The 23,255-nt window shown below is 36.2% G+C and carries 24 protein-coding genes and 1 other RNA gene; 24 read left to right on the top strand and 1 reads right to left on the bottom strand.

Annotation, left to right across the window (positions count from 1 at the left end; genetic code table 11):
- Positions 1-4 precede the first annotated feature (4 nt).
- The 19 genes from ilvA (at position 5) to J4O15_RS13045 (ending at position 18,579) form a co-directional block, all read left to right on the top strand.
- Positions 5-1,234 (top strand): threonine ammonia-lyase, encoded by a 1,230-nt coding sequence (ilvA, locus tag J4O15_RS13135; RefSeq protein WP_208101076.1) that lies wholly within the window; start codon positions 5-7, stop codon positions 1,232-1,234.
- Positions 1,227-2,552: a chloride channel protein gene (locus tag J4O15_RS13130; protein ID WP_208101075.1), complete on the top strand. Its 1,326-nt coding sequence runs from the start codon at positions 1,227-1,229 to the stop codon at positions 2,550-2,552. The genes ilvA and J4O15_RS13130 overlap by 8 nt, the downstream gene beginning before the upstream one ends.
- A gap of 9 nt (positions 2,553-2,561) precedes the next feature.
- Positions 2,562-3,443 carry a 4-hydroxy-tetrahydrodipicolinate synthase gene (gene dapA / locus J4O15_RS13125; RefSeq protein ID WP_208101074.1) on the top strand — a complete coding sequence of 294 codons (882 nt, stop codon included), beginning with the start codon at positions 2,562-2,564 and terminating at the stop codon, positions 3,441-3,443.
- Positions 3,443-4,195, top strand: coding sequence for a 4-hydroxy-tetrahydrodipicolinate reductase (gene dapB / locus J4O15_RS13120; protein WP_208101073.1), 753 nt, complete (start codon positions 3,443-3,445; stop codon positions 4,193-4,195). Before dapA ends, dapB begins: the two co-directional genes overlap by 1 nt.
- A gap of 52 nt (positions 4,196-4,247) precedes the next feature.
- On the top strand, positions 4,248-5,504 hold the full coding sequence (locus J4O15_RS13115; RefSeq protein WP_208101072.1) for a tRNA(Met) cytidine acetate ligase: 1,257 nt from the start codon (positions 4,248-4,250) through the stop codon (positions 5,502-5,504).
- A 41-nt stretch (positions 5,505-5,545) separates the two neighbouring features.
- Positions 5,546-5,864, top strand: an RNA gene (gene rnpB / locus J4O15_RS13110) — RNase P RNA component class A.
- A gap of 82 nt (positions 5,865-5,946) precedes the next feature.
- Complete coding sequence (locus J4O15_RS13105) at positions 5,947-6,564, top strand: hypothetical protein (protein WP_243762068.1); 618 nt, start codon at positions 5,947-5,949, stop codon at positions 6,562-6,564.
- Positions 6,565-6,704: 140 nt separating this feature from the next.
- Positions 6,705-8,888, top strand: a complete 2,184-nt coding sequence (locus tag J4O15_RS13100; RefSeq protein WP_208101071.1) for a DUF3160 domain-containing protein — start codon at positions 6,705-6,707, stop codon at positions 8,886-8,888.
- Positions 8,882-9,835: a CapA family protein gene (locus tag J4O15_RS13095; protein WP_208101070.1), complete on the top strand. Its 954-nt coding sequence runs from the start codon at positions 8,882-8,884 to the stop codon at positions 9,833-9,835. The genes J4O15_RS13100 and J4O15_RS13095 overlap by 7 nt, the downstream gene beginning before the upstream one ends.
- Before the next feature lie 157 nt (positions 9,836-9,992).
- Complete coding sequence (locus J4O15_RS13090) at positions 9,993-10,487, top strand: Panacea domain-containing protein (RefSeq protein WP_208101069.1); 495 nt, start codon at positions 9,993-9,995, stop codon at positions 10,485-10,487.
- Positions 10,484-10,849, top strand: a complete 366-nt coding sequence (locus J4O15_RS13085) for a hypothetical protein (protein WP_208101068.1) — start codon at positions 10,484-10,486, stop codon at positions 10,847-10,849. Before J4O15_RS13090 ends, J4O15_RS13085 begins: the two co-directional genes overlap by 4 nt.
- A gap of 135 nt (positions 10,850-10,984) precedes the next feature.
- Positions 10,985-11,929, top strand: coding sequence for a 4Fe-4S binding protein (locus J4O15_RS13080; RefSeq protein WP_208101067.1), 945 nt, complete (start codon positions 10,985-10,987; stop codon positions 11,927-11,929).
- Entirely contained in the window at positions 11,919-12,995 is a 1,077-nt protein-coding gene (locus J4O15_RS13075) for a sensor histidine kinase (protein ID WP_009219054.1), read from the top strand. Before J4O15_RS13080 ends, J4O15_RS13075 begins: the two co-directional genes overlap by 11 nt.
- A 4-nt stretch (positions 12,996-12,999) precedes the next feature.
- Positions 13,000-13,161: a CD1871A family CXXC motif-containing protein gene (locus J4O15_RS13070; RefSeq protein ID WP_007592821.1), complete on the top strand. Its 162-nt coding sequence runs from the start codon at positions 13,000-13,002 to the stop codon at positions 13,159-13,161.
- Positions 13,162-13,170: 9 nt separating this feature from the next.
- Positions 13,171-13,977, top strand: a complete 807-nt coding sequence (locus J4O15_RS13065; RefSeq protein WP_208101066.1) for a CPBP family intramembrane glutamic endopeptidase — start codon at positions 13,171-13,173, stop codon at positions 13,975-13,977.
- Positions 13,978-14,069: 92 nt separating this feature from the next.
- The gene (locus J4O15_RS13060; RefSeq protein WP_208101065.1) at positions 14,070-14,633 is read left to right on the top strand and encodes a TlpA family protein disulfide reductase; all 564 of its coding nucleotides are present in this window, start codon (positions 14,070-14,072) and stop codon (positions 14,631-14,633) included.
- Between the two features lie 84 nt (positions 14,634-14,717).
- A complete protein-coding gene (locus J4O15_RS13055) occupies positions 14,718-15,485 on the top strand; it encodes a hypothetical protein (protein WP_208101064.1) in 768 nt (255 codons plus the stop codon).
- A gap of 93 nt (positions 15,486-15,578) precedes the next feature.
- A complete protein-coding gene (locus J4O15_RS13050; protein WP_208101063.1) occupies positions 15,579-17,750 on the top strand; it encodes a hypothetical protein in 2,172 nt (723 codons plus the stop codon).
- A gap of 208 nt (positions 17,751-17,958) precedes the next feature.
- A complete protein-coding gene (locus tag J4O15_RS13045; RefSeq protein ID WP_208101062.1) occupies positions 17,959-18,579 on the top strand; it encodes a TlpA family protein disulfide reductase in 621 nt (206 codons plus the stop codon).
- A gap of 42 nt (positions 18,580-18,621) precedes the next feature.
- Here the strand turns inward: J4O15_RS13045 and J4O15_RS13040 are convergent, their stop codons facing one another.
- On the bottom strand, positions 18,622-19,284 hold the full coding sequence (locus tag J4O15_RS13040; protein WP_009219048.1) for a response regulator transcription factor: 663 nt from the start codon (positions 19,282-19,284) through the stop codon (positions 18,622-18,624).
- A gap of 323 nt (positions 19,285-19,607) precedes the next feature.
- On the opposite strand from J4O15_RS13040, the gene J4O15_RS13035 reads away from it, so the two are divergent.
- Genes J4O15_RS13035 through J4O15_RS13015 form a run of 5 tightly spaced genes read left to right on the top strand, consistent with a single transcriptional unit; the run spans position 19,608 to position 23,239 of the window.
- A complete protein-coding gene (locus J4O15_RS13035) occupies positions 19,608-20,321 on the top strand; it encodes a CpsB/CapC family capsule biosynthesis tyrosine phosphatase (protein WP_208101061.1) in 714 nt (237 codons plus the stop codon).
- A gap of 26 nt (positions 20,322-20,347) precedes the next feature.
- Entirely contained in the window at positions 20,348-21,028 is a 681-nt protein-coding gene (locus tag J4O15_RS13030) for a YveK family protein (RefSeq protein WP_243762067.1), read from the top strand.
- A 21-nt stretch (positions 21,029-21,049) separates the two neighbouring features.
- A complete protein-coding gene (locus J4O15_RS13025; protein WP_208101059.1) occupies positions 21,050-21,730 on the top strand; it encodes a CpsD/CapB family tyrosine-protein kinase in 681 nt (226 codons plus the stop codon).
- The gene (locus J4O15_RS13020) at positions 21,727-22,719 is read left to right on the top strand and encodes an LCP family protein (RefSeq protein ID WP_208101058.1); all 993 of its coding nucleotides are present in this window, start codon (positions 21,727-21,729) and stop codon (positions 22,717-22,719) included. Before J4O15_RS13025 ends, J4O15_RS13020 begins: the two co-directional genes overlap by 4 nt.
- Positions 22,720-22,735: 16 nt before the next feature.
- Complete coding sequence (locus J4O15_RS13015; protein WP_208101057.1) at positions 22,736-23,239, top strand: preprotein translocase; 504 nt, start codon at positions 22,736-22,738, stop codon at positions 23,237-23,239.
- Positions 23,240-23,255 lie beyond the last annotated feature (16 nt).

Below are 23,255 nucleotides of genomic sequence, written 5' to 3'. Positions count from 1 at the left end.
AATCATGAAAGAATTTACATTAGAAAAATTTGAAGAGGCAAGTGAGCTTGTACAAAAGGTCACATCAGAGACAAAGCTGGTATTCAGTGAATTTTTCTCTGAGCAATCCGGAAATAAAGTTTTTTTCAAGCCTGAAAATATGCAATATACAGGGGCATATAAGGTAAGGGGTGCATATTATAAGATATTTACTTTATCGGAAGAAGAAAAGAAAAAAGGAATAGTGACGGCATCAGCGGGAAATCATGCACAGGGAGTGGCATATGCCGCAAAGCTCTCAGGTATCAAGGCTACTGTTTTTATGCCCACCACCACACCTCTTATAAAAATAAACAGAACTAAAAACTACGGAGCCGATGTGGAGCTTTATGGTGATGTCTTTGATGAGGCGGCATCAAAAGCTTTGGAATATGCAAAGGAGAGCGGTGCGACATTTGTACATCCGTTCAATGATCTTACAGTGGCTACAGGACAGGGCAGTATTGCAATGGAGATAATAAAGGAGCTGCCTACCGTAGATATCATACTGGTGCCTATCGGAGGAGGCGGATTATGTGCAGGAGTGGCAACACTTGTAAAGATGCTGAATCCAAGTATACAAGTCATTGGTGTTGAGCCTGAAAATGCAGCCTGTATGAAGGCTTCCATAAAGGAAGATCATATAGTGACCTTAGAATCCGCAAATACAATTGCGGACGGTACCGCGGTAAAAACCCCCGGAGATAAGCTGTTTAAATATATCAAGGAAAATATACATGATATTATAACAATCAATGACAATGAGCTTATTGTTTCATTTCTTGATATGGTGGAAAATCATAAGATGGTTGTTGAAAACTCAGGGCTTTTAACTGTAGCCGCTCTGAAACATTTGAATGTAAAGGGAAAAAAGATAGTGTCAATTCTAAGCGGCGGAAATATGGATGTTATAACAATGGCATCACTTATACAGCATGGTCTTATTGAGAGAGGCAGAATATTTACCGTTTCGGTGCTTTTGCCGGATAAGCCGGGTGAGCTTGCAAAGGTGGCGGACCTTTTGGCAAGTGAGAGAGGAAATGTTGTAAAGCTTGAGCATAATCAGTTTATAAGTATTAACAGAAATGCGGCTGTGGAGCTTAGAATCACCATAGAGGCTTATGGCACTGAACATAAAAAAGAGATAGTTGAGAGATTAAATAAAGAGGGATATAGACCAAAACTTGTAAGGAGTAAGGGAACTTATAATGCTTGATGAAAAAGTAAATGTAGATTTCAGAGGATTTTTAAATAAATTTCATTTTAAAACCAATTTGATCTATTGTATAAAATGGGGAATAGTGTCGCTTATAATCGGCGTAATTGTGGGGATTGCAGGTTCAAGCTTCGGGCATGCTATAGATTTTGCCACGGGAATCTGGAAAACTCACAGCTATACACTTTATCTTATGCCGGTATTCGGACTTATAATCGCAGGACTTTATCATTTTATAAATGCGGACAATCCAAGAGGAACTAATTATGTAATTGATTCGATATCATCAGGAGAAAGACTGCCTCTAAAGATGGCACCTGCAATTTATATATCTTCGTTTCTTACCCATCTGGCATCGGGAAGTGCCGGAAGAGAGGGTGCGGCATTGCAGATTGGAGGAAGTATCGGAAGCTTTATCGGAAGAATGCTAAAGCTTGGAGAAAGCAGATTTTCAGATAAAGCCGATATAAATATTGCGGTAATGTGCGGAATGGCGGCATGCTTTTCGGCGCTTTTCGGTACACCGATTGCAGCATCCATATTCAGTATGGAATTATTCAGTGTAGGTGTAATGTATCATGCAGCATTTATACCATGTCTGCTCTCATCATATATTGCCGTATATGTGGCAGGGATTTTACATACACCTGAGGAGAAATTTATATTGCAAAGTGCACCGGAGTGGAGTCTTAGAATGGTTTTATTTATGATGTTACTTGCGGCTCTTAGTGCAACGGTGGCAATATTATTTTCTGTAGCAATGCATGAAAGTGCGGATCTTTATAAAAAATATTTTAAAAATCATTATATTAGGATTGTAGTTGCATCAATTTTATTTATAATATTAACTATAATCTCAGGAAGCAGAGATTATAACGGAGGCGGATTTTGGCTGATTGAAAGAAGTATGGAGGGAGATGTAAGATATGAAGCATTTCTTATGAAAATACTTTTTACGGCTCTAGCTCTTGGAGGAGGCTTTAAAGGTGGAGAGATAGTACCGACATTTGTTATCGGTGCAACCTTTGGAGGCGCTTTTGCAAAAGTATTCGGACTTCCATACGAATTATGTACAGTATGCGGAATGATTGCCTGCTTTGTGGGAGTTACAAACTGTCCGATTGCCTCGATATTTATGGGAATAGAATTTTGTGGTAGCCTTGGCTTAAATTATTATGCTATAGTAGTGGGAGTCAGTTTTGTATTATCAGGTTATTATGGACTGTACAGTTCACAAAAGTTTGCATATTCAAAAACTGAGGCAAGATATTTGGGCTCGGATGCGGTAAGTATCAGGAAAAAAAGACAAAAAGTTTAGGAGGATTTTATGGCTATATTTGAGGGAGCCGGTGTTGCGCTTATAACACCGATGAATGAAGACTTCAGCGTAAATTATGATAAATTAGAAGAAATAATTGAGGAGCAGATAGCAGGAGGTACAGACTGTATAATAATCTGCGGTACAACAGGTGAGGCATCAACTCTCACTGTGGAGGAGCATCTTGATGTTATAAAAAGAACAGTTGAAATGGTAAACAGGAGGATTCCCGTTATTGCGGGAACAGGTTCAAATTCCACAGAAACAGCTGTAGAGTTTTCAAAAGAAGCACAGAAATACGGTTCAGACGGTGTACTTGTCGTTTCACCTTACTATAATAAGGCTACACAAAAAGGTCTTATAAGGCATTTTAGTGAAATAGCAAATTCTATATATATTCCTGTACTTCTTTACAATATTCCGGGAAGAACAGGGGTTAATATAGAGCCTGAAACTATTGCCTACCTGGTAAATAGTGTTTCAAATATAGTCGGTGTAAAAGAAGCAAGCGGAAATTTCTCAAATGCTGTAAAAATACTCAGATTATGCCCTGAGATAGATATGTACTCAGGAAATGACGATCAGGTAGTGCCGCTTATGAGTATAGGTGCAAAGGGTGTTATTTCTGTTTTATCAAATGTGGCTCCAAGGCAGACACATGATATGTGTCGTGCCGCACTTGACGGAGATTTTGTGAAGGCAAGAAAAATGCAGATAGAGGCACTTGATGTGATTGAAAATCTGTTTACAGAGGTAAATCCTATACCTGTAAAGGCAGCAATGAATTTGCAGGGTAAAAATGTCGGACCTCTAAGACTCCCTCTGACACAGATGGAAAAGCCTCATGAAGATGTTTTGGCTAAGGCTATGAAAGAGTATGGTATTTTATAATGACTAAAATAATATTAAACGGTGCAAACGGTGCAATGGGAAAGGTGGTATCTGAGCTTGCAGCTGCCGATTCCGATATAGAGATTGTGGCAGGAGTGGATTTGAATACCGAGTCAAAATATGATTTTCCTGTATTTGATAATATTAAAAAAGTCGATATCGCTGCAGATGCTATAATTGACTTTGCATCAGTAAAGGCAGTGGATAATCTTCTTGATTTTATCGAGGAGAAAAAAATACCTGCCGTGATTTGTACTACAGGTCTTAGTGAGGCACAGACAGATAGGATAAATAAAATTTCAAAAAGCTGCGCAATACTCAGATCCGCAAATATGTCTCTTGGAATAAATATTTTATCAAAGGTATTATCGGATGTGGCTCCGGCGCTTAGGGCGGCGGGTTTTGATATAGAGATTGTGGAAGCACATCATAGAAGAAAGCTGGATGCTCCAAGCGGTACAGCGATTTTGCTTGCAGATGCAGTGAATGAAAATATGGGAGAAAAACTCTCATACACCTATGACAGAAGTGAAAGACATGAGCCAAGAAGAGCTGATGAGATAGGGCTCTGTGCTATAAGGGGAGGAACTATAGTAGGTGATCATGATGTGATATTTGCAGGTGAGGATGAGGTTATTACATTCAGTCATAGAGCATATTCCAGAAAGATTTTTGCAAAAGGAGCAATATCCGCCGCAAAATTCCTGAATGGAAAAAGTAAAGGACTATATGATATGAGTGATATTATCTAAAATTATTATTTAGGCAATCAGGTGTCTGATTGCCTTTTTTGTAGAGGTGAATATGAAGATATTGGGGATTATTGCGGAATATAATCCTTTTCATAACGGACATAAATATCAGATAGAAAAAGCGAAAGAGATTTCGGCTGCCGACTATATAATAGTTATTATGAGCGGTAATTATGTTCAAAGAGGTGCACCTGCTGTTTTTGATAAAAAAACAAGGGCGGAGATGGCATTAAATGCTGGGGTGGATGCCGTATTTGAAATGCCAAGCTTTTTTTCCTGTGCAAGCGCTCCTGATTTTGCGGATTTCGGTATAAGCCTGCTTCAAATACTCGGTGCGGATTATATATCCTTCGGTGCGGAAAATAATGATTATAAGCTACTTAATGATGTAGCGGATATATTACTTTACGGAGATTTGGAATCCAACATAAAAAAATATATTTCATCGGGATTAAATTATGCCAAAGCAAGGCATAATGCTATAATAAAGGAATTAAAAGGCAATAATACAGAGCAGATAGAGAGTATACTTGCCTCCCCCAATAATATATTGGCAATAGAGTATTTAAAAAATATAAAATTAAAAAATTTTGACATAGAGCCGGTTATAATTAGCAGATGCGGAAGCGGATATCATGAAAAAGAAATAGAGGAAAATAAATTTTCATCAGCCACCGCTATAAGAAAACTTATGGCTGTGAGGGGATACCGTAAAGAAACAGATTTTACTCAAAATATAATAAAAGCCGTACCGAAAGAAAATATTGATCTTCTTAAAAAAAACAAACCTGTATTTGAAGATGATTTTTTATTCACTTTGCAAAGAAATATACTTGATAAGCTAAAACGGGGTGAGAATTTGACAGAATACTGTGATATGTCTGAGGAGCTTGCCAATACCGTAGAAAAAAACATATATGAGCTTAAAAGCAGGAGTTATACAGATTTTATATTAAATCTAAAAAGCAAGAATTTTACATATACAAGAATCAGTCGTGCTCTTTTCCATATTCTTTTAAATCATAAAAAGCAGGATTTAAAGAAAATAAAGTCGGGAGAAAATATATCAGCCTATCCCCTGCTTCTGGGATTTAAAAAAGAATCATCAGAGCTTTTATCCGAATTAAAAAGGCGAAGCAAAATGCCTATTATAAGTAAAATAAGTAATGCAAAGGATATCTTAAGTGAAAAAAGCCTTAAAATATTTGAAAACAATATATACGCAGATTTTTTATATAATTCAATATATTTTGAGAAATATGGAGAAAGTCTTATAAATCCTTATAGAAGTAATGTGGTAATACTCTAATTTCATCTTGCCAAATCTTTTTCGGGATGTTAAAGTATCTTTTAGTAAAACAGACGGTCGCACGAATGTGAGGAAAGTCCGGGCTTTATAGGGCAGGATGCCGGATAACATCCGGTGGAGGCGACTCCAAGGAAAGTGCAACAGAAAATAACCGCCGAAAGGTAAGGGTGAAAAGGTGGTGTAAGAGACTACCGCTCATATGGTAACATATGGGGACAGTGTAAACCCCATCCAAAGCAAGACCGAAGCGAATAGGGCTGCCCGTCCGATATTCAGGTAGGTCGCTAGAGCCTTGTGGTGACATAAGGACCAGATAGATGACCGTTTAATACATAACCCGGCTTATGTTTTGCTCAGGCTCCCATTGGGAGCCTGTTTTTGTTGTAAAAAATCATTACAGCAATTATAATAATAATATATTAAGAGTTCGTAAGGGGTATATATGGGAGATTGTATAATAAAAACAGCCATATTTATTTCTATACTTTTTATCCTTTCATCCTGTAGTAAAGTAGAATCATCAAATATATCAAATAAAGATATCATTTCATACAGTATCGGAGATATAGACATGGACGGTGATGATGAACTTATTGCGATAAATGACGGTGGAGAAAGACAGAGGCTGCCAAGCGGAGAGCCATATGGCAAATTTATAGAAATATACAGAGATTTTAAATTATTGGACGGCAACGTAGTATTGGGGGAAGAGCCGGATTACAGATTTGATTTCTCAAATATGAAGCCTTCAAAGATACAGCTTGGTGATGTGGACGGCGATAAAAGAGCTGATATAAATATTATAATGTATAAAAAGGTAAAGTTTCACAATGCATTGGCAAAAAGACCTTTTTTCTATAATTTTGATTCCCAAAAACTTATACCGCTCTGGCTGGGTTCAAGACTGTCAAAACCTTTTGATGATATTATATTGGCGGATATAGATAATGACGGTATAGCTGAGCTTATAGCGATAGAAGAACTTGAGAATAAAAAGAGGATTTTGGCAGTATATAAATGGGAGGGCTTCGGATTTAACCTGTTTATTCAGGGCAGTTAAGAATTTAAAAAAATAAAATTTGATAATAATAAGGATGGAATAAATGTTATAGCGGACGGTAAAGAAAGAGAGGTGAAAATAGTAAAAGAAAATTTATTTTTGGAATAAAGAGGTAAAAACATAAAAAAGGGGATAAATTTATGAAAAAACGATTTTTGTCGGTGATGATAGTTATTATATTGATTTTAACTTCCTGCAGATACAGTATTGATATAAAGGTACATAATAACGGAAAGGATAAAGAAAATCAAAGTGTAGATAATGGCAGTCAAAACAGCAATATAACAGTCAAAAATCTTGACTATGAATTGCCAAAGCCAAAGGAATTTTATTCTACAGGAGGCGAGTATACTCCTCTTGAAATAGAGGCAAATGTTCCTGATATTAATATACAAAGCGGTCTTTCAAATATTGAAAATCTAAGTCAGTTCGGGAATTTGAATGATGTGCAAAAAGAAATGATTGAAAAAAACGGTTTTGTTGTAAATCCTACGGACAGCCAACAGTTGTTTTACATATATGAGGCAAATACATATAATAGGATACCAAGTTTTATAACCACAGATTCCGTTTTACAGCTCTATCATATCTTTTATGATTATACTCTCAGGCAGACGGAGACTGAAAAGCTTTATATAGAACTTAAAGAGCTGAATAAAAATATGGTGGATATTTTAAATCAAAAATATCAGGATACAAAGAATCAAAAGGATAAAGAACTTGTCGGAAAGACATTGGCATATTTTGCCCTATGTGAAAAGCTTTTGGGCGAAGGCAGCAGTTTGCCGGATGAAATAAAAACACTTGTAGAAGCGGATTATGCAAATGTAGGGGCGGAGAGCAAAACTGTATCTTCAATCACCGGCAGTGATGTTGACTACAGTTTGTTTAAAGTAAGGGGACATTATAGCAGAAGTGATGAATTAAAGGCGTATTTCGGTGCTATGAGTATGTATGGTGTTGTACCCTTTGTTTTATCCAACTCAGTAGGCAAAAGAAATGAAGACGGAGCATATATGTCAATCATTGCCACCGAGGCTTTGGAGGAGCTGCCAAAGGAAAAAGGAATGGAGCTGTGGGAAGATATATATACGATCACAGAGTTCTTTGTGGGAAGTACAAATGATATAAATCCTTTGGAGTTTGGTGCCATAGTTAAAGCTGCTTATGGGGAAATGCCTGAGCCGAAAGATATAGCGGGCGGTATGGATAAGCTTTATGCCGAGCTTGATAAAGTAAGTCAGGCAAAGATAAAGAACAGTTCCATAGATTTGAGTTTTAGATTTATGGGACAAAGATATATACCTGATTCGGAAATTTTAAGCAGACTGTCAAATGAAAAAAGACCTTTCCCGAGCGGACTTGATGTTATGGCTGTATTCGGATCTCAAAGAGCGGAAGAGATATTGGATTCGCTTTATGAACCTGCAAAGAAATGGCCGGGATATAGAGATGAATATAATAAGGTAAAGGCAGAGTTTGATGAAAGAAGCATTAAGGATAAGACGGGTAATATATATACTACATGGCTTTACAGTCTTGAGAGTTTAAATCAAAGATTCCCTGAAGGTTATCCGAGTTTTATGAGAAATAAGGCATGGGAGAGCAAATCACTTGCAACAGCACTGGGAAGCTGGGCGGAGCTTAGACATGATACCATATTATACGGTGCCCAAAGCAGTGTGGAATGTGGAGGAGAAGAAGAGGAGCCGCCAAAAGTTACAGGATATGTGGAGCCAAATCCTGAGTTTTATAACAGACTTATATGGCTTACAAAGCAGACTATGGAGGGACTGTCACAAAGAAACGGAATAAGTGACAGCATGAAAAATAAATGTGAAAATATAATTGAGCTGCTTGAGTTTTTAAAGAACTGCTCCATAAAGGAACTTAAGGGAGAAAGCCTTACATATGAAGAGAATGATACATTAATGACATATGGAGGTACACTTGAGTATTTAAGCAGCAGTATTGCAGAGGCTCAAGACTGGTATCAGGTAGAGTCCGATACAGATAAGAATATGGCACAGATAGCGGATATTCATTCTGCAAGTACAAGCGGCGGTATGGGATATCTTGAAGTAGGTGTAGGAAATGCCGCTGAAATATATGTTGTTGTACCTATAGAGGGCAAGCTTTATTTGACCAGAGGTGCGGTGTTTGATTATTTTGAATTTATAGGTAATGAAAGACTGACGGATGAGGCATGGCAGAATATGGTTAAAAGACCGCCTAAGAGACCTCCGTTTGTAGAAGATTATATGCAAGAGGAGGAGGGAGAGGAGATAATAACTCCTGAAGTTCCTTACAGTTCAGGATGTTAAAAAATAAAAAAAATATTTTTATATTGATTTTAATTGTAATGTCCGTATCCGGTATAGCTGTTCACTGTTATCGAAGCAAAAAAAATAAAAGTATAGAACTTACAATTGTAGGTGATATCATGCTTTCAAGAGGGGTGGACAGCTATATAAAAAAGAGAGGTTATGATCATCTCTATGAGAATATGAAAGATATTTTCTTAGAGGATGATCTTACAATAGTTAACCTTGAATGTCCTATTACCGAATACAGCCGTGGAGCCAATAAGGCGAGTCGCTTTGTGTTTAAAGCCTCAGCCGACAATGCAAAAGCTATGAAAAAAGCGGGTATAGACCTCTGTGACCTGGCAAATAATCATACAATGGACTATAGATCCGAGGGATTAAAGGATACTATGGATGAACTGGAAAGAGCCGGTATCTCATATGTGGGAGCCGGCGAAAATGCCGGTGAGGATATGAGCTATATTTTTGAAAAGGACGGTTTTCGGCTGGGGATTTTGGCATACAGCATATTTCCGCCGGAAGGTTTTGTATACAATGCGGATAAAGCCAATATAAATTATCTTTTAGATTATGACGGAAATAAATCCGACAAAATAAAAACTGAACTTGAAAATATGAAAGCTGATTTTAAAATAGTATATTTTCACTGGGGAATTGAATATGAACGATTTGCAAGCAAGATGCAAAAAAATCTTGCAAGATATGCCATAGATAACGGTGCGGACTTCGTAGTGGGAGCCCATCCTCATGTAATACAGGAGAGTGAGGTTTATAAAGACAAATATATTTATTACAGTCTGGGTAATTGCATATTTGATAAGCAGATACAAAGGGGCACTGATGAGGGGCTTATGCTAAGAATCAGTATTGATAAAAAAAACAATGTAAATATAGATGAGCGGAAATTTAAAATAAACAAAGGGCAGCCGGTGATGATGGAATAAGGGGGATGATAATTCCACATATTAAAATTCATTGAAATTTAACATATAAAAGGCTACAATTGTGATATCATATGTTCATAGATAAGTCTTTTCTTGCTATTTTTATTGGTGCCATTTTATATGGCAGATTTCACAAGAAAAGAATGGAGGAAAAACTATGGAAAGAGCGATTAATGTTGCACGATATATTTGCGACGAATATCGCAAAATGTCAGGTGAAGCAATTGACGAAATGAAATTGCACAAGCTGCTTTATTTTTCACAGCGAGAAAGTTTTGCAATTACAGGGGAGCCACTTTTCATTGATGAATTTGAAGGATGGCGTTACGGTCCGGTCTGTGTTGCAGTTCGAAAGAGTTTTTTTGATGGAGAAATTATTTCCAAAGAAACGGAAAATATATCGGATAAAGATATATACATTGTTTCTAATGTGATAGCACAGTATGGAGAGCTGGCATCATGGAAACTTAGCAAACTTTCACATGATGAGACTTCATGGAAAAATGCACGCAAAGGTTTGAGTACATCTGAAAACGGATACAACAAACTATCTTTGGAGGATATCGAAAATGATGCCAAAAAGGTTAGGCCTTATGACCACATATGGGATATGTATCTGGATGAATTTGAAGATTATGAGGATGTTGAATGATAGGAAAAGTTTATAAATCTATTGTTCCTTATTATGATCGATCTGCTCGCAAACAAAGTTTTAAAAGTAGGCCATGTTTAATAATCGGTCAGGCAGATGTAGGTGATTATGTAGTTTTGCCTATATCATCAATCTCTGATAAAAGTAAGGTAAACCCTGTTTATGACATAAGTCTTGATTGTTCGGTTTATACATTTTTGCATAAAGATTCTTATTTAAGAACACATAAACAAACAGTTGTAAATATTGCATTGCTTAAAGATCAGTTAGTGGATTTTAAATCTACATATGAAGAGAAATTTTTAGAAAGTATTATAAAAGTTGAGGAGTTTCAAAAACAGATGACTTTAGATGCTTTATAGAATTTTCAAAGAAACTCAAATAACTCTATCGGATGAAGCTAATTCCGATAGAGTTATTTTTATTAAAAAAAATTTACTTTATCTTAACCGAAAACATGGTAATATATACAAAAGAAAATTTGTAGGAGACAAGAAATGAAATACTTCGAGAATAAATATACAAAGCTTCAAGAGAGGAAGAAAAATATTATACAGGCATTGGCGAGCCTTGCTACCAATGCGAATTTAAAGGGCTTTTTTGAGGGAAGGATATATACGGGAAATACAAAAGTGGCATGTGTTCCGGGACTGAACTGCTATTCATGTCCGGGAGCGGTAGGTTCCTGTCCGATTGGCTCATTACAGGCGGTAATAGGAAGTAAAAAATTCAGCATATCCTATTATGTATTTGGAATAATGATACTTATAGGAGCATTATTTGGCAGACTGGTATGCGGACTTTTATGTCCTTTCGGCTTTGTACAGGATCTTTTATATAAGATACCTACCCCGAAGTTTAAAATACCGGAAAAGGTGGACAGACCGCTCAGATATCTAAAGTTCGTTATACTTTTAGTATTTGTAATACTGCTGCCTATGTTTTTGACAAATCAGTTCGGGCTTGGCGCACCGTATTTTTGCAAATTGATATGTCCCGCCGGAACACTTGGAGGAGCATTACCTTTACTTGCTAAAAATGAAGGACTTAGAAATACAATAGGATTTTTATTCTTTTGGAAACTAAGTATTTTAATAGTAATAATAGCTTTATCAATATTTACGTACAGACCATTTTGTAAATATATTTGCCCGCTTGGAGCTTTTTATTCCTTCTTTAATAAAATAGGATTTTACAAGATGGAATTTGTATCCGATAAATGTGTAAACTGTGGCTTATGCGAAAAGTCATGTAAGATGGATATAAATGTAAGAGCTAATCCTAACTCTTTGGAATGTATCAGATGCGGTGCATGTACTGCAGCCTGCAGACATGATGCTTTAGTGATGACATATGCAGGTCTTGGAAAGAAAAAAGAAGAAAAGCCTGCTCCTGTAAAAGCTTGTAAGAGTGGTTGCAGAGGATGTGCAAATGTGGAATAAACTGTCTATAAGAATAAAGGTAACATTACTTACAGCTGCAGTGCTCTGTGTAATCTCGGTGTTGTTATTCTTATTTAATATAGAAAGTGCATCCAATATTTTTATAATACCCGATAATGTGGATATACCTTTTAACAGTGATGCGAGCTTTACCTTTGATTTTGATATTGCACAGCGTGTATTTAGGATTAACAGTCTTTATACATTGATAATATTTTCCGTCGCGGGAACCGCTTTGATGTGGTGGGTGGTAGGTAAGGTTTTGATGCCGCTCAATAAATTCAGCAGAGAAATAAAAAAGCTTGATATCACTAAAATTAATGATGATATACATATAGTAAAAAGCACTGATGAATTGGGTGATCTGCAAAATGCCTTCAACCATATGCTTGGAAATATAAGGGAATCCTATGAAAGGCAAAAAAGGTTTTCGCAAAATGCCGCCCATGAATTAAAGACTCCTGTGGCGGCAATAAGGGCAAATCTGGAGGTATTAAATCTGGATGAAGAGCCGCAGATAGAGGATTATAAAGACTTTGTGGAAGTTGTGGGCAGACAGATCGAGATGATGAACTCGATAGTAGTGGGACTTAGGCTTTTAAGTAATGAAGAGAGCTTAAATATTGAAAAGGTTTATTTGTATAAAATTATAAATGAGATAATCGAGGATTTAGATTATAAAATCAAAGAAAAAAATCAGAATATAGAGTTTATTTGTGATAATAAAAATATGGCTATAGATGCCGATAGAGTTTTGATAAAGCAGGCTATCTTTAATATAGTACATAATGCCATAAGATATTCAAGGGAAAATGCATTTATAGAAATAAAGCTTGGAGATAATTTATTAAGTATAAAAAATCACGGAGAAAGTATTCCGAAAGAGAGTCTTGAAAAGATATTTGAAGCTTTTTACTGTGTGGATAAGTCCAGAGCTAAAAAATTCGGTGGAAGCGGTCTTGGTCTTGCCATAGTAAGGGAAATATTGGACAGACATAAATTCAGAATAAGTGCAAACAGCGTAGATGGTGATTTTGTAGAGTTTATAATAGATTTTAAAGGATGAAAATATGAAAGAGATTTTAAAAAAGTTGGAAAAGAATAAAGCACTTCCTTATATTATGCTGGGAGTAGGTGTGGTAATGATTATTGCAGGTGTAATGAGAGATGAACATCTGGTGGTATTAAAAAAAGCTGTTAATATATGCCTTGAATGTATAGGCATAGGATAGGGGGAAGAAATGAAAATACTAAAGATTGCATGGGCTACATTTATAGCTGTTTTACTGGGATTTATATTTTTTGTGATTACGGATCTTGTGATGATCAGTTTAGGTTTTGCCTATAATAAGACCGGAAATGCGGTACTTGACTGGTTGACTCTGCCACAGGAGATGGACAGGATTTATCTGGTGATTTATCCTTTATCAATTCTTGTATATTCAATTATATTCTTTAAATGGATAAATAAGGATAAGGAGGAAGCACAAGTACATTGGGATATAAAGACAGGAGTGGTGTGCAGCATAATGGCAGGTATAGCCTTTGGAGGTATATCTACATTATGGGTAATGTTTTTAAAAAACACGGCACTGTCAAATATAGGTTTTATAAAGAGCAGTCTGGAGTATTTGAATGCCTCATCAGCAAATAAATCAACTGTATCATTTATTATAAGTCTGGTGGTTGCAGGAATTCTTGCACCTATCAATGAGGAGATTATATATAGAGGAGTAACTTTTAATTTCCTTGAAAAAAGAGTGAATACAAAATATGCACTTATAGTTTCATCACTGATGTTCGGAATTATACATTTATCATTTGTACAGTCTGTATATGCAACTATTATGGGGCTGATATCAGGTATTGTATATATGAAGACAAGAAAACTCAGGTGGTCCATTTTAATACATATAACTATAAACACTTTGGCAACATATGAGCTTACCTCAAATTTGATCTGGGTGGCTTTTACAATAATCATGTTTTTACCGCTTGGAGCCATGCTCTATAAGCTTTTAAAAACAAAAACAAATTATGCATATTAAAAAGATATAGTTTTATCAATCTTAACTTAGGCTTAACCAAAGCCATGTTAGTATATAGACATAAGATAAAGAAATTCATAAGGAGAATAAACATGAAAAAAAGATTATTGATTTTAGGTTTTGCTTTGATGATGATGGCAAGTGCTACAGCTTGTGGAAGTCAAAGCAGTACAGACAAAGACGGAGGAAATGCCAAGACTGAAAGTACGGCGGCAAGTACAGATAAGAAGTCTCAAAAGTTCCCGGAGTTTAAGGCAAAAACAGTAACAGGTGAGGATATAAGCAGCGATGTGTTTAAAGACAATAAGTTGACAGTGGTAAATGTATGGGGAAGCTGGTGCGGTCCATGTGTAGCTGAAATACCTGAATTACAAAAGCTTTATGAGAATATGAAGGATAAAGGTGTAAATGTCGTAGGACTTGCACAGGATGCCGGAACAGATATGGACGCGGTAAAGGATATTTTGGAGAAGAACAAGGTTACTTATCAGAATGTAGTACCTGAGGGGGCTGTTACTGATTTTGTAATGAGTATTCAAGCATTCCCAAGTACCTTTTTGGTAGACTCTGAAGGAAATATAGTTGATAAAATACAGGGCGGAAGAGACCTTGAGTCATTTACAAAGGCAGTTGAGGATGCTTTAAACAAGATGTAATGGGGAAATGCTTGTTGTAGCGATATTTATGAGTATGAAGTGTGATATTCAAATAATAAAAATATTAATATAAAGGAGATAAATATGAAACAGAATTTGAAAAAGCTTATTATGGCAGCGGCAGCCGCATCATTATTGATGGCATGTACAAGTAATGCAAAACCGGCTGAAACAAAAACAGCAGAGACGGAGAGTGTTATGCCGGAGAGTGTAGAGGCAGGACAGGCAGGAATGACTATTGAAACAGATGCACAGATGCCTGATGATATGCCAAGTTTACCGGGCGCTGAAAACGGAAAGGTAAAGTCGGTTACAGACAAGGTTATCCGCATAGAGAGAATATCATATGTGAGTAATGAGGTAGAAAGCAGTGAAAGTACAAATACAAAGGAAGAAAATGAGGTTCCTGAAGAAGTTGACCTGGTACTTGATCCTGCAGGTTTGAATTTCGTAGATATGGCTACAGGTCTTGTAAGTGATGCACCTAAGGAGGGAGATGAGATCTATGCATGGGTAGCACCTGAATATATGGCAAGTATGCCTCCACAGGTAAACTCATATGTGGTACTTACCAATGCAAAAGAGGGATTCCATATGCCTATGTACACAGACGGTATTGAAAAGGCTGAGGAAGTAGACGGCAATATTGAACTTTTGGATACTTTAAACAATGCTAAATGGACTGTAGATAAATCCGTAAAACCTGTGCTTGCATCAACAGGCGAGGAAGTGGATTTTTCCGAGATTAAAAAGGGAGACAGATGTCTTTTATGGTCAGAGAACTTTATGATTACAACTACAAGTACAGAAATGCCTAAGATAAAGACAAACAGAGTGGTTATTTTAAAGTAAAAGATATCTAAGAATTGTAAGTGAATATACAGATAAGCCTTGGGAATAAAGGCTTATCTGTGACAAAATAAGGACTATATAAGGGAAATGATAATGAAAAAGAAACAATTTAAGTTTAAGGGTGTAGTTTTGGCATGTTGTTTGGCGGCGTCTATGCCGCTTGGTATAACAACACCGTTTGAAATAAGTGCTATGGCAGATGTGGCTGCACATAATGTAGATATAACGCCTCCGGCAGGAACAACAGATAAGGCTTCTTATATAAAGACAGCAATAGAAAATGCATTGGCGTCTCATGATATTGTAAGAGTCAGCGGTAATGCACAAATGGAACCGACCGCAAACAGTATAGAAATTACTATACCTCAGGGAAAAAAGATTATATGGGAAGCAAGTATTACAGGATCAGCCGCAAATGTATTGCTAAAGATAAAGTCAACAGGAACGGGTGGAGAATTTGAAATGGTTTCAGGAACACTGAGGTCTGAAGCACATTCAGCGCTTGCATCTACAGACATAAACGGTTATACAAATTTCACTATAAAGGGTGGAGAAATTATAAGCGGAAAGCATGCAAGTGCTCCTACAGTGAACTTTAACGGAAAAGGTCAGTTTAATATGACCGGTGGAACAATAATAAACTATGCAGCAGATAATGCTCTGATTATACAGCCTAAAGCTGATACAAACCACAGCATAACAGGTGGAACTTTGTTAGCCTGCGGTGAAAAAAACGCTACCGATATAAAGGCTAATAATGATGTGATAGAGCTTGCGGCGCCACCTACAATAAACAGTATTGTAGATATAGATACACAAAGAACAAATATAATATGCTGGAACAAGACAGTTTATAATAATCGTACTCCGGTGATAAGATATGTTGCAGAACATGACAATAGGGATATACTGGCTTATCCGGGTTCTCAAACAAAGGCTATGTGGATAAGCGAGAACGGTAAAGCCGCTATAAGGTATACCAACAGTAATGGAGAAAGCGGAAGTGCGGTATTTGAAGATGCAGCAGTTGAGAATATAGATTTTCCAAATGTTTCCGATGCTGTTTATGATAAGAGCGGACATGGAGTCGATAATTTCGAAGCACCTGATCATAGCAATATAGAATTCAAATATAAGGACGAGCAGGGCAATATAAGCAGTGATAAACCTGTAAATGCAGGAGAGTATGAAGTTACAACAAAGCTGTCGCCTACTTATGACGAGCTTGAAGTGAATCTTGGGAAATTCACTATAAATAAAAGACCTGTAACTGTCGAAGTGGCAGATAAGGAAATAAATGTAAATGAAGCATTGCCAAATGATTTTTCAGACTATAATGTAAGCAATCTTGCAAATGGGGATAACAGAGAAGATGCGATTATGCAGATGCCTTCATTTACATGGGGGACGGATGGAGCATCCGTTGGAGAGTTTAATATATCAACTTCTACAGCTATAAATTATACAAATAATTATATGCCTGCAAGTACAGCATTAAGAGGTGTACTAAAGGTCAAAGCGGCACAATCAAATCCACAGCAACCGCAGACACCGGGAACACAGCAGCATCCACAACAGCCACAAACACCGGGAACACAGCAGCATCCACAGCAACCGCAGACACCGAGAACACAGCAGCCACAGCAACCGGGTACACAACAGCAACCACAAACACCGGACACACAACCAAATAAACCGCAGCAAAATCAAACTCCGGAAAAAAAGCCTAATAAACCGCAAACACCTGAAAAACAACCTCAGATACCGCAGCAGCCTGAAAAGAAAAAGCCTTCAGATATATTAACGCCGGGCAAATCAGGTTCAGAAGATAATAAAGCGCATGGCAAAGCTACACCTTCTGTACCTAAAAAGCCCGACAATAGTGGAGGCGGAAGAAGAAAAGGAAGAAATTCAGGCGGAGGCTCAGGAAGAGGTTCAGGTAGAGATTCAAAAAAGGATAAAAGCGCAAAAAACAATAACAAACCGCTTGCAGGCACATGGATAAATGATGCAAAGGGATGGTGGTATAAGGAACCAAACGGAGCATATCCTAAATCAACATGGAAACAGATAGATTATAACGGTATAAAAAACTGGTACTATTTTGATGAACAGGGATATATGGCAACCGGTTGGAAACTTATAAATGATAAATGGTATTATATGTATGAAAATACTGAAAAAGGTCATATAAAAGGTAGTATGGCATATAGTACAAAAGTAGGTGAATATAAAATCGGATTTGACGGCGCATGGATAAAATAATATAAACTATATAGCATGATATCGATAGGATCGCAAAAGCGGTCCTATTTGAATGTAATAAAATCTTTGATCAGCCGGAGTGGATTAAGCAATATTTATAAATACTATATAAAATTAGTATAGATTCTTAAGATAATTAAAATATTTTTAATGTCAGCTTTAATAAAGATATGATATAATACGAAAACAAACTATATAAGGAGTTAATATGAAAAAGAAAATATTAGTTTTGGGTTTTGCACTGATGATGGCAGCTTCTATAAGTGCTTGTAATGCAAAGGGTACAGCTTCAAATGATGCTGCAAGTACACAGTCACAGCAGGCTGAGTCTAAGCAGGATGATACAAAGCAGGCTGAATCTAAGGAAGCCGATTCCAAGCAGGCAAGCTCAGAGCAGGAAGATATAAAGTTCCCTGAGTTTAATGCAAAAACCGTAGCAGGTGAAGAAATAAGCAGTGATATATTCAAAGACAGTAAGCTTACTGTTGTGAATATATGGGGAAGCTGGTGTGGTCCATGTGTTCATGAGATTCCGGAATTACAAAAGCTTTATGAAAACATGAAGGAAAAAAATGTAAATGTAGTCGGAATAGCACAGGATTCAGGAAGCGATTTTGATGCTGTAAAGGAAGTACTTGATAAGAACAATGTTACTTATCACAATATAATCCCTGAGGGAGATGTGGAAGGTTTTGTAATGAGTCTGCAGGCATTCCCTACCACTGTATTTATAGATTCAAACGGAAATATAATCGGTGGAATACAGGGTGCAAGAGATTTGGAAGGTTTCACACAGATAGTTGATGAAATATTGGCTAAACAAGGCTGATATGATAATATAAACTAAAATATTAAAGAGGTATGGGATATACTAATCATTTATAGTATATCCCATACCTCTGTTTGTTTTTATTACATCACTTCCAAGTTTTTTTCTGATAGCGGCTATATGTACTTTTATTACGGTTGAAGCATCATTGGCATTCATATCAATATTATGTTCAAGGAGTTCTCCTGTAGAAATCAGATTCCCCTTGTTTATACAAAGATATTCAAATATAGAATATTCCTTAGGTGTAAGAGGTATTATCTCACCGCCTTTTTGTACCTGTTTTTTACTGAGATAGAGAGTGATATCCTGAGATTCAATTCGTATAGTATCATCATTTGTACTGTAATTATTGCGCAAAAGCACCCTTATCCTTGCTTCCAATTCTCTAAAATGAAAAGGTTTTACCAGATAATCATTTGCACCAAGATCAAGTCCAAGTACCTTATCATTTAGTGTATCTCTGGCAGATAAAATAATAACCTTACTTTCCGCATTGTCCTCTCTGATAGTCTTTAAAACCTCCAGTCCGTCAAGCTTGGGCATATTAAGATCAAGTATTATAAGATCATATTCGGACTCAAAATAAAGAGAAAGAGCTTCTTCACCGTCCATAGCAGTGTCGACATAATAGTTCAGTTTGCGAAGTCCCTTTGCAAGTCCGTTCAAAATATCTTCTTCATCTTCACATATTAAAAGTCTCATCAATTCCTCCCAAAATTTTTAATAATATAAAGATACAATGAATTTCAATGAATATCAACAGTTAAAATACATATAGAACCAAAATTTCTGAATGAAAAAAATAATGATATTGGCTGAAATGCTAAATAAACACTCATAATTATATAAAATCCCGAAGAACAACCCCCAAACTGAAAGAACAAAGCAATATTTAAGCACAGTTAACAAAAATATTAATATATAGTTAAGTAAAGATAAAGTTCTCATTGAATAAATTATATCTAGCAGTATAATAGAGAAGTCAAAACAGGTGTTAATAAAAAAGAAAATAAAAATAAAGGAATATGAAAGGTAATGAGTATTTAATAGACATCCATTCACATATAGTTTTTGATGTGGATGATGGAGCAAGGAATTTGGAAGAATCTCTTAAGCTTATAGATATGGCAAGGGGGCAGGGAATTAAAAAAATAATAGCAACACCTCATACAATGCCGAATCTAAAGCCGGAGGAGATTATAGAAAAAATAAATATAATAAGGTCAAAAATTCATGAGAGGGATATGGACTGTGAAATCTATACCGGACAGGAAATATTTTATTCCGGTTCAGCTATAGAAAAAATCAAAAAAGGTGAGTATCTTACATTGGCAAACAGTAAGTATATACTCGTGGAATTTGAACCTGCTGTCAGCTTTAGTTATTTAAAGAGGGCAACAAGAGATATTATATTTGCAGGATATATTCCGATATTTGCACATGTTGAGCGCTATATCTGCTTAAGAAAGTCGGACCGATTTACAGAGATAATGGATATGGGAGCATTATTTCAAATGAATTATGGCAGCATAAAAGGGGGGATCTTTGATATAGATGCTTATTGGTGTAAAAGGCAGATAAAAAACGGATACATTTCCTTTATGGCAACGGATATGCATAGAATCGGCAGCAGAGAACCGGATATAGCAAATGCATTACGATGGCTTTCAAAAGGAGTAGAAAAGCATTTTAGGGAAATAACCTATGATAATGCAAATAATATTATTTTAAACAAATAGAATGGAGCAGGCAGATGGGTGACAGAATGATAAATGAAGACACAGAGATAGACTTACTTGAATTGCTTTTTGTTTTAAAAAGGAAATGGTGGATGATTATATTGTTTGGAATACTTGGCTGTGCATCGGCTATAGGAATCAATATGTTTTTAATCACACCGCAATACCAATCCACCTCACAGATGTATGTTTTATCAAAGGAAACCACACTTAATTCATTGGCAGACCTGCAAATAGGCAGCCAACTGACTAAGGACTATAAGATTATAATACAGAGCAGACCGGTGCTGGAGAAAGTTATTGAAAAGCTGGGACTTAATATAAATTATAAACAGCTAAGAAGTAAGCTTAAGATTGACAATCCATCGGATACAAGAATACTTTCGCTTACTGTTACGGATCCTGATCCTGAGAATGCAAAAGAGATTGTAAATCAGATATCAATGTCATCATCACAGTATATAGGTGATTTGATGGAGGTGGTTCCACCAAAGATTATCGAGTTTGGAATAGCTTCGTATGAAAAATCAGGTCCCGGTATAAAGAAAAATGCAGTACTTGGAGGGATTTTAGGCGTTTGCCTGATTTCAGCCATTATTATAACTATAGAATTACTGGATGACAGCATAAAGAGCGAGGATGATCTGGAAAAGAATCTTGGACTTACAATTCTTGCCAGCTTACCTGAGTATAAAAAAAGTAAGTAACTTGAGAGGAGAAGATAAACATTGGAAATATTATTCAATTTGGACGGAATGGACAAGGGCTTTTTGTATGAAGAGTCTGTAAGAATACTTAGAACAAATCTTCAGTTTTCAGGTGCAAATTTAAAGGTAATACTTTTTACAAGCTCAATACATGGAGAGGGGAAGTCTGAAACAAGCTTTCAATTGGCAAGAAGTCTGGCTCAAATAGAAAAAAAAATACTTTATATTGATGCAGATATGAGAAAGTCAATGTTTACAACAAGATATAGGATAAAGGAAGAAGTAGAGGGACTCAGTCAATTTTTAAGCGGTATGAATACTGATAATATCATATATAAAACAAATATAAAAAATATGGATGTGGTATTTTCAGGACCGTATGCACCTAATCCCGCAGAGCTTTTATATGAGCTAAAACTGGATGAGTTTATAAAGGAGCAAAGAAAGATTTATGATTATATCATTATTGATGCCCCTCCAATCAGCAATATTGTAGATGCGGCGATTATAGGAAGATGTGTTGACGGAGCCGTAATAGTGGTGAGGAGTTCAACAGTAAGTCAAAGGATGGTAAAAAGAGTTAAAGACCAGCTTGAAAAAGTGAATTGTAAAATTATAGGAGCGGTTTTAAACGGAGTTGAGATGAAAAAGAACAGCTATCATTATAAGTATTACGGAGACTATTACAGTTATAAAAAATGAGAGTATCAATCAAAAAGTGCTTTGTTATTTCATTGCTTGTAGTTTCGACAATAATACTTGTTGCTATAGGCATTTGGAAAAATAATGCAGGAATAATAAAAACGACAATAAATGAAAATGCTGAAACAAAACCTGATAAAACTTATATAGTTCAGGATGGAAAAAAATATAAAAGAAAGAGCTATGTAAAGGCAATACTTGTACTGGGAATAGACTCGAATGTAGATATGCATTATACGCAGGATGCAGGCTCAGGAGGGCAGGCCGACAGTATAGGACTTATTGCATGGGATACTGCAAATAACAGATTGGATATGATAATGATACCCAGAGATACGATGACACAGATACCTGTAACAGATGTCGGTGGAAACATTATCGGGAAAACTCTTCAGCATATAACGATGGCATATGCCTTTGGTGATGGAAATGAAATCAGTGGAGAGTTTATGAAGGAGGCGGTAAGTGAACTTTTTGAAGGACTTTCAATCGACCAATATCTGTCTGTAAATACATCAGCAATAAAAAGTATAAATGATGCAATAGGCGGAGTAGAGCTGGTTATACCATATGAAGGTATGGAAAAAGTCGATGCCTCATTTGTAAAGGGCGAAAAGGTGTTACTTAAAGGAGATATGGCTGAAAAGTTTTTAAGATACAGGGATACGGACAGTGATTTTTCAGCAATGACCAGAATAGAAGCACATAAAGTGTATCTGGCGGCTTATCAGAAAAAACTTAGACAGTTTAAAGGGGATTCTTTGGTTGAAAAAATTTTAAAAGAGATAAGCCCCTATTATTATACTGATATGCAAAAAGATATGATTTTAAAGCTTGCCGCCTGTGCTATGGCAGATGAAAGCTTTAATGAAGACAGAATGTATGTATTGGAGGGAGAAAACAAAAAGACGGAAATTTATGATGAGTTTTATATGGACAAAGACATGGCAATGAATAAGATTATTGATTTGTTTTATGCGGAGGAATAAAGAAAGGGATAGAGATATGAAGAAAATTATTATGGCAATATTATCATGTGTACTTGTTATATCAATGGCAATAACAAGTTTCGGAGCGCCAAGCATTCAAGGTGCCGGAGCAAAGACTATAGGACTTTTTGGTGCTTTGGATAAGGGGCATGCAATGATTGCACCTTTAGAAGCTGAAACAACAGGTCTTCCTGAAAAGGTAGTAGCAAGTATAAAAAGTATTAATGAAGGCAAAAGTATCAGTGAGGCTACAGGATTAAAAGAGTTTGCCGAATATAAGGCATTAGGCAAGACGGTGGCAATACTTACAACCGATGCAACAGGAAAGATATTGGATGTTCCTACAAAGCTCAGTATCTATGTTCCTAATATGGTTGAAGGAAAGGATATAAAGGTTATCGCCTATACAAATATCACAGGATTATGGGGACCTACGCAGGTACTGGGACTGAATTATCAGAAAAAGAGTTTAGATATTTTGATAAACGGTTCATCAACAATATGTGTTGTATATAAATAAAGATTCGCAAGAAAAA

Source organism: Lachnoanaerobaculum sp. Marseille-Q4761, assembly GCF_017565785.1.
GTDB lineage: Bacteria > Bacillota > Clostridia > Lachnospirales > Lachnospiraceae > Lachnoanaerobaculum.
Note: the sequence above shows the minus strand (reverse complement) of the source record. Positions and strands in the feature narration are given on the sequence as shown.

Bases quoted from the DNA above. Each gene is read 5' to 3' on its own strand.
- J4O15_RS13085 (WP_208101068.1), top strand. From the start codon at position 10,484: ATGATAGGAAAAGTTTATAAATCTATTGTTCCTTATTATGATCGATCT.
- J4O15_RS13055 (WP_208101064.1), top strand. From the start codon at position 14,718: ATGAAACAGAATTTGAAAAAGCTTATTATGGCAGCGGCAGCCGCATCA.
- J4O15_RS13035 (WP_208101061.1), top strand. From the start codon at position 19,608: ATGAAAGGTAATGAGTATTTAATAGACATCCATTCACATATAGTTTTT.
- J4O15_RS13040 (WP_009219048.1), bottom strand. From the start codon at position 19,284: ATGAGACTTTTAATATGTGAAGATGAAGAAGATATTTTGAACGGACTT.
- J4O15_RS13045 (WP_208101062.1), top strand. From the start codon at position 17,959: ATGAAAAAGAAAATATTAGTTTTGGGTTTTGCACTGATGATGGCAGCT.
- J4O15_RS13020 (WP_208101058.1), top strand. From the start codon at position 21,727: ATGAGAGTATCAATCAAAAAGTGCTTTGTTATTTCATTGCTTGTAGTT.
- J4O15_RS13015 (WP_208101057.1), top strand. From the start codon at position 22,736: ATGAAGAAAATTATTATGGCAATATTATCATGTGTACTTGTTATATCA.
- J4O15_RS13100 (WP_208101071.1), top strand. From the start codon at position 6,705: ATGAAAAAACGATTTTTGTCGGTGATGATAGTTATTATATTGATTTTA.
- J4O15_RS13060 (WP_208101065.1), top strand. From the start codon at position 14,070: ATGAAAAAAAGATTATTGATTTTAGGTTTTGCTTTGATGATGATGGCA.
- J4O15_RS13030 (WP_243762067.1), top strand. From the start codon at position 20,348: ATGATAAATGAAGACACAGAGATAGACTTACTTGAATTGCTTTTTGTT.
- J4O15_RS13130 (WP_208101075.1), top strand. From the start codon at position 1,227: ATGCTTGATGAAAAAGTAAATGTAGATTTCAGAGGATTTTTAAATAAA.
- ilvA (WP_208101076.1), top strand. From the start codon at position 5: ATGAAAGAATTTACATTAGAAAAATTTGAAGAGGCAAGTGAGCTTGTA.
- J4O15_RS13050 (WP_208101063.1), top strand. From the start codon at position 15,579: ATGAAAAAGAAACAATTTAAGTTTAAGGGTGTAGTTTTGGCATGTTGT.
- J4O15_RS13095 (WP_208101070.1), top strand. From the start codon at position 8,882: ATGTTAAAAAATAAAAAAAATATTTTTATATTGATTTTAATTGTAATG.
- dapB (WP_208101073.1), top strand. From the start codon at position 3,443: ATGACTAAAATAATATTAAACGGTGCAAACGGTGCAATGGGAAAGGTG.
- J4O15_RS13070 (WP_007592821.1), top strand. From the start codon at position 13,000: ATGAAAGAGATTTTAAAAAAGTTGGAAAAGAATAAAGCACTTCCTTAT.
- J4O15_RS13065 (WP_208101066.1), top strand. From the start codon at position 13,171: ATGAAAATACTAAAGATTGCATGGGCTACATTTATAGCTGTTTTACTG.
- J4O15_RS13080 (WP_208101067.1), top strand. From the start codon at position 10,985: ATGAAATACTTCGAGAATAAATATACAAAGCTTCAAGAGAGGAAGAAA.
- dapA (WP_208101074.1), top strand. From the start codon at position 2,562: ATGGCTATATTTGAGGGAGCCGGTGTTGCGCTTATAACACCGATGAAT.
- J4O15_RS13105 (WP_243762068.1), top strand. From the start codon at position 5,947: ATGGGAGATTGTATAATAAAAACAGCCATATTTATTTCTATACTTTTT.
- J4O15_RS13090 (WP_208101069.1), top strand. From the start codon at position 9,993: ATGGAAAGAGCGATTAATGTTGCACGATATATTTGCGACGAATATCGC.
- J4O15_RS13115 (WP_208101072.1), top strand. From the start codon at position 4,248: ATGAAGATATTGGGGATTATTGCGGAATATAATCCTTTTCATAACGGA.
- J4O15_RS13075 (WP_009219054.1), top strand. From the start codon at position 11,919: ATGTGGAATAAACTGTCTATAAGAATAAAGGTAACATTACTTACAGCT.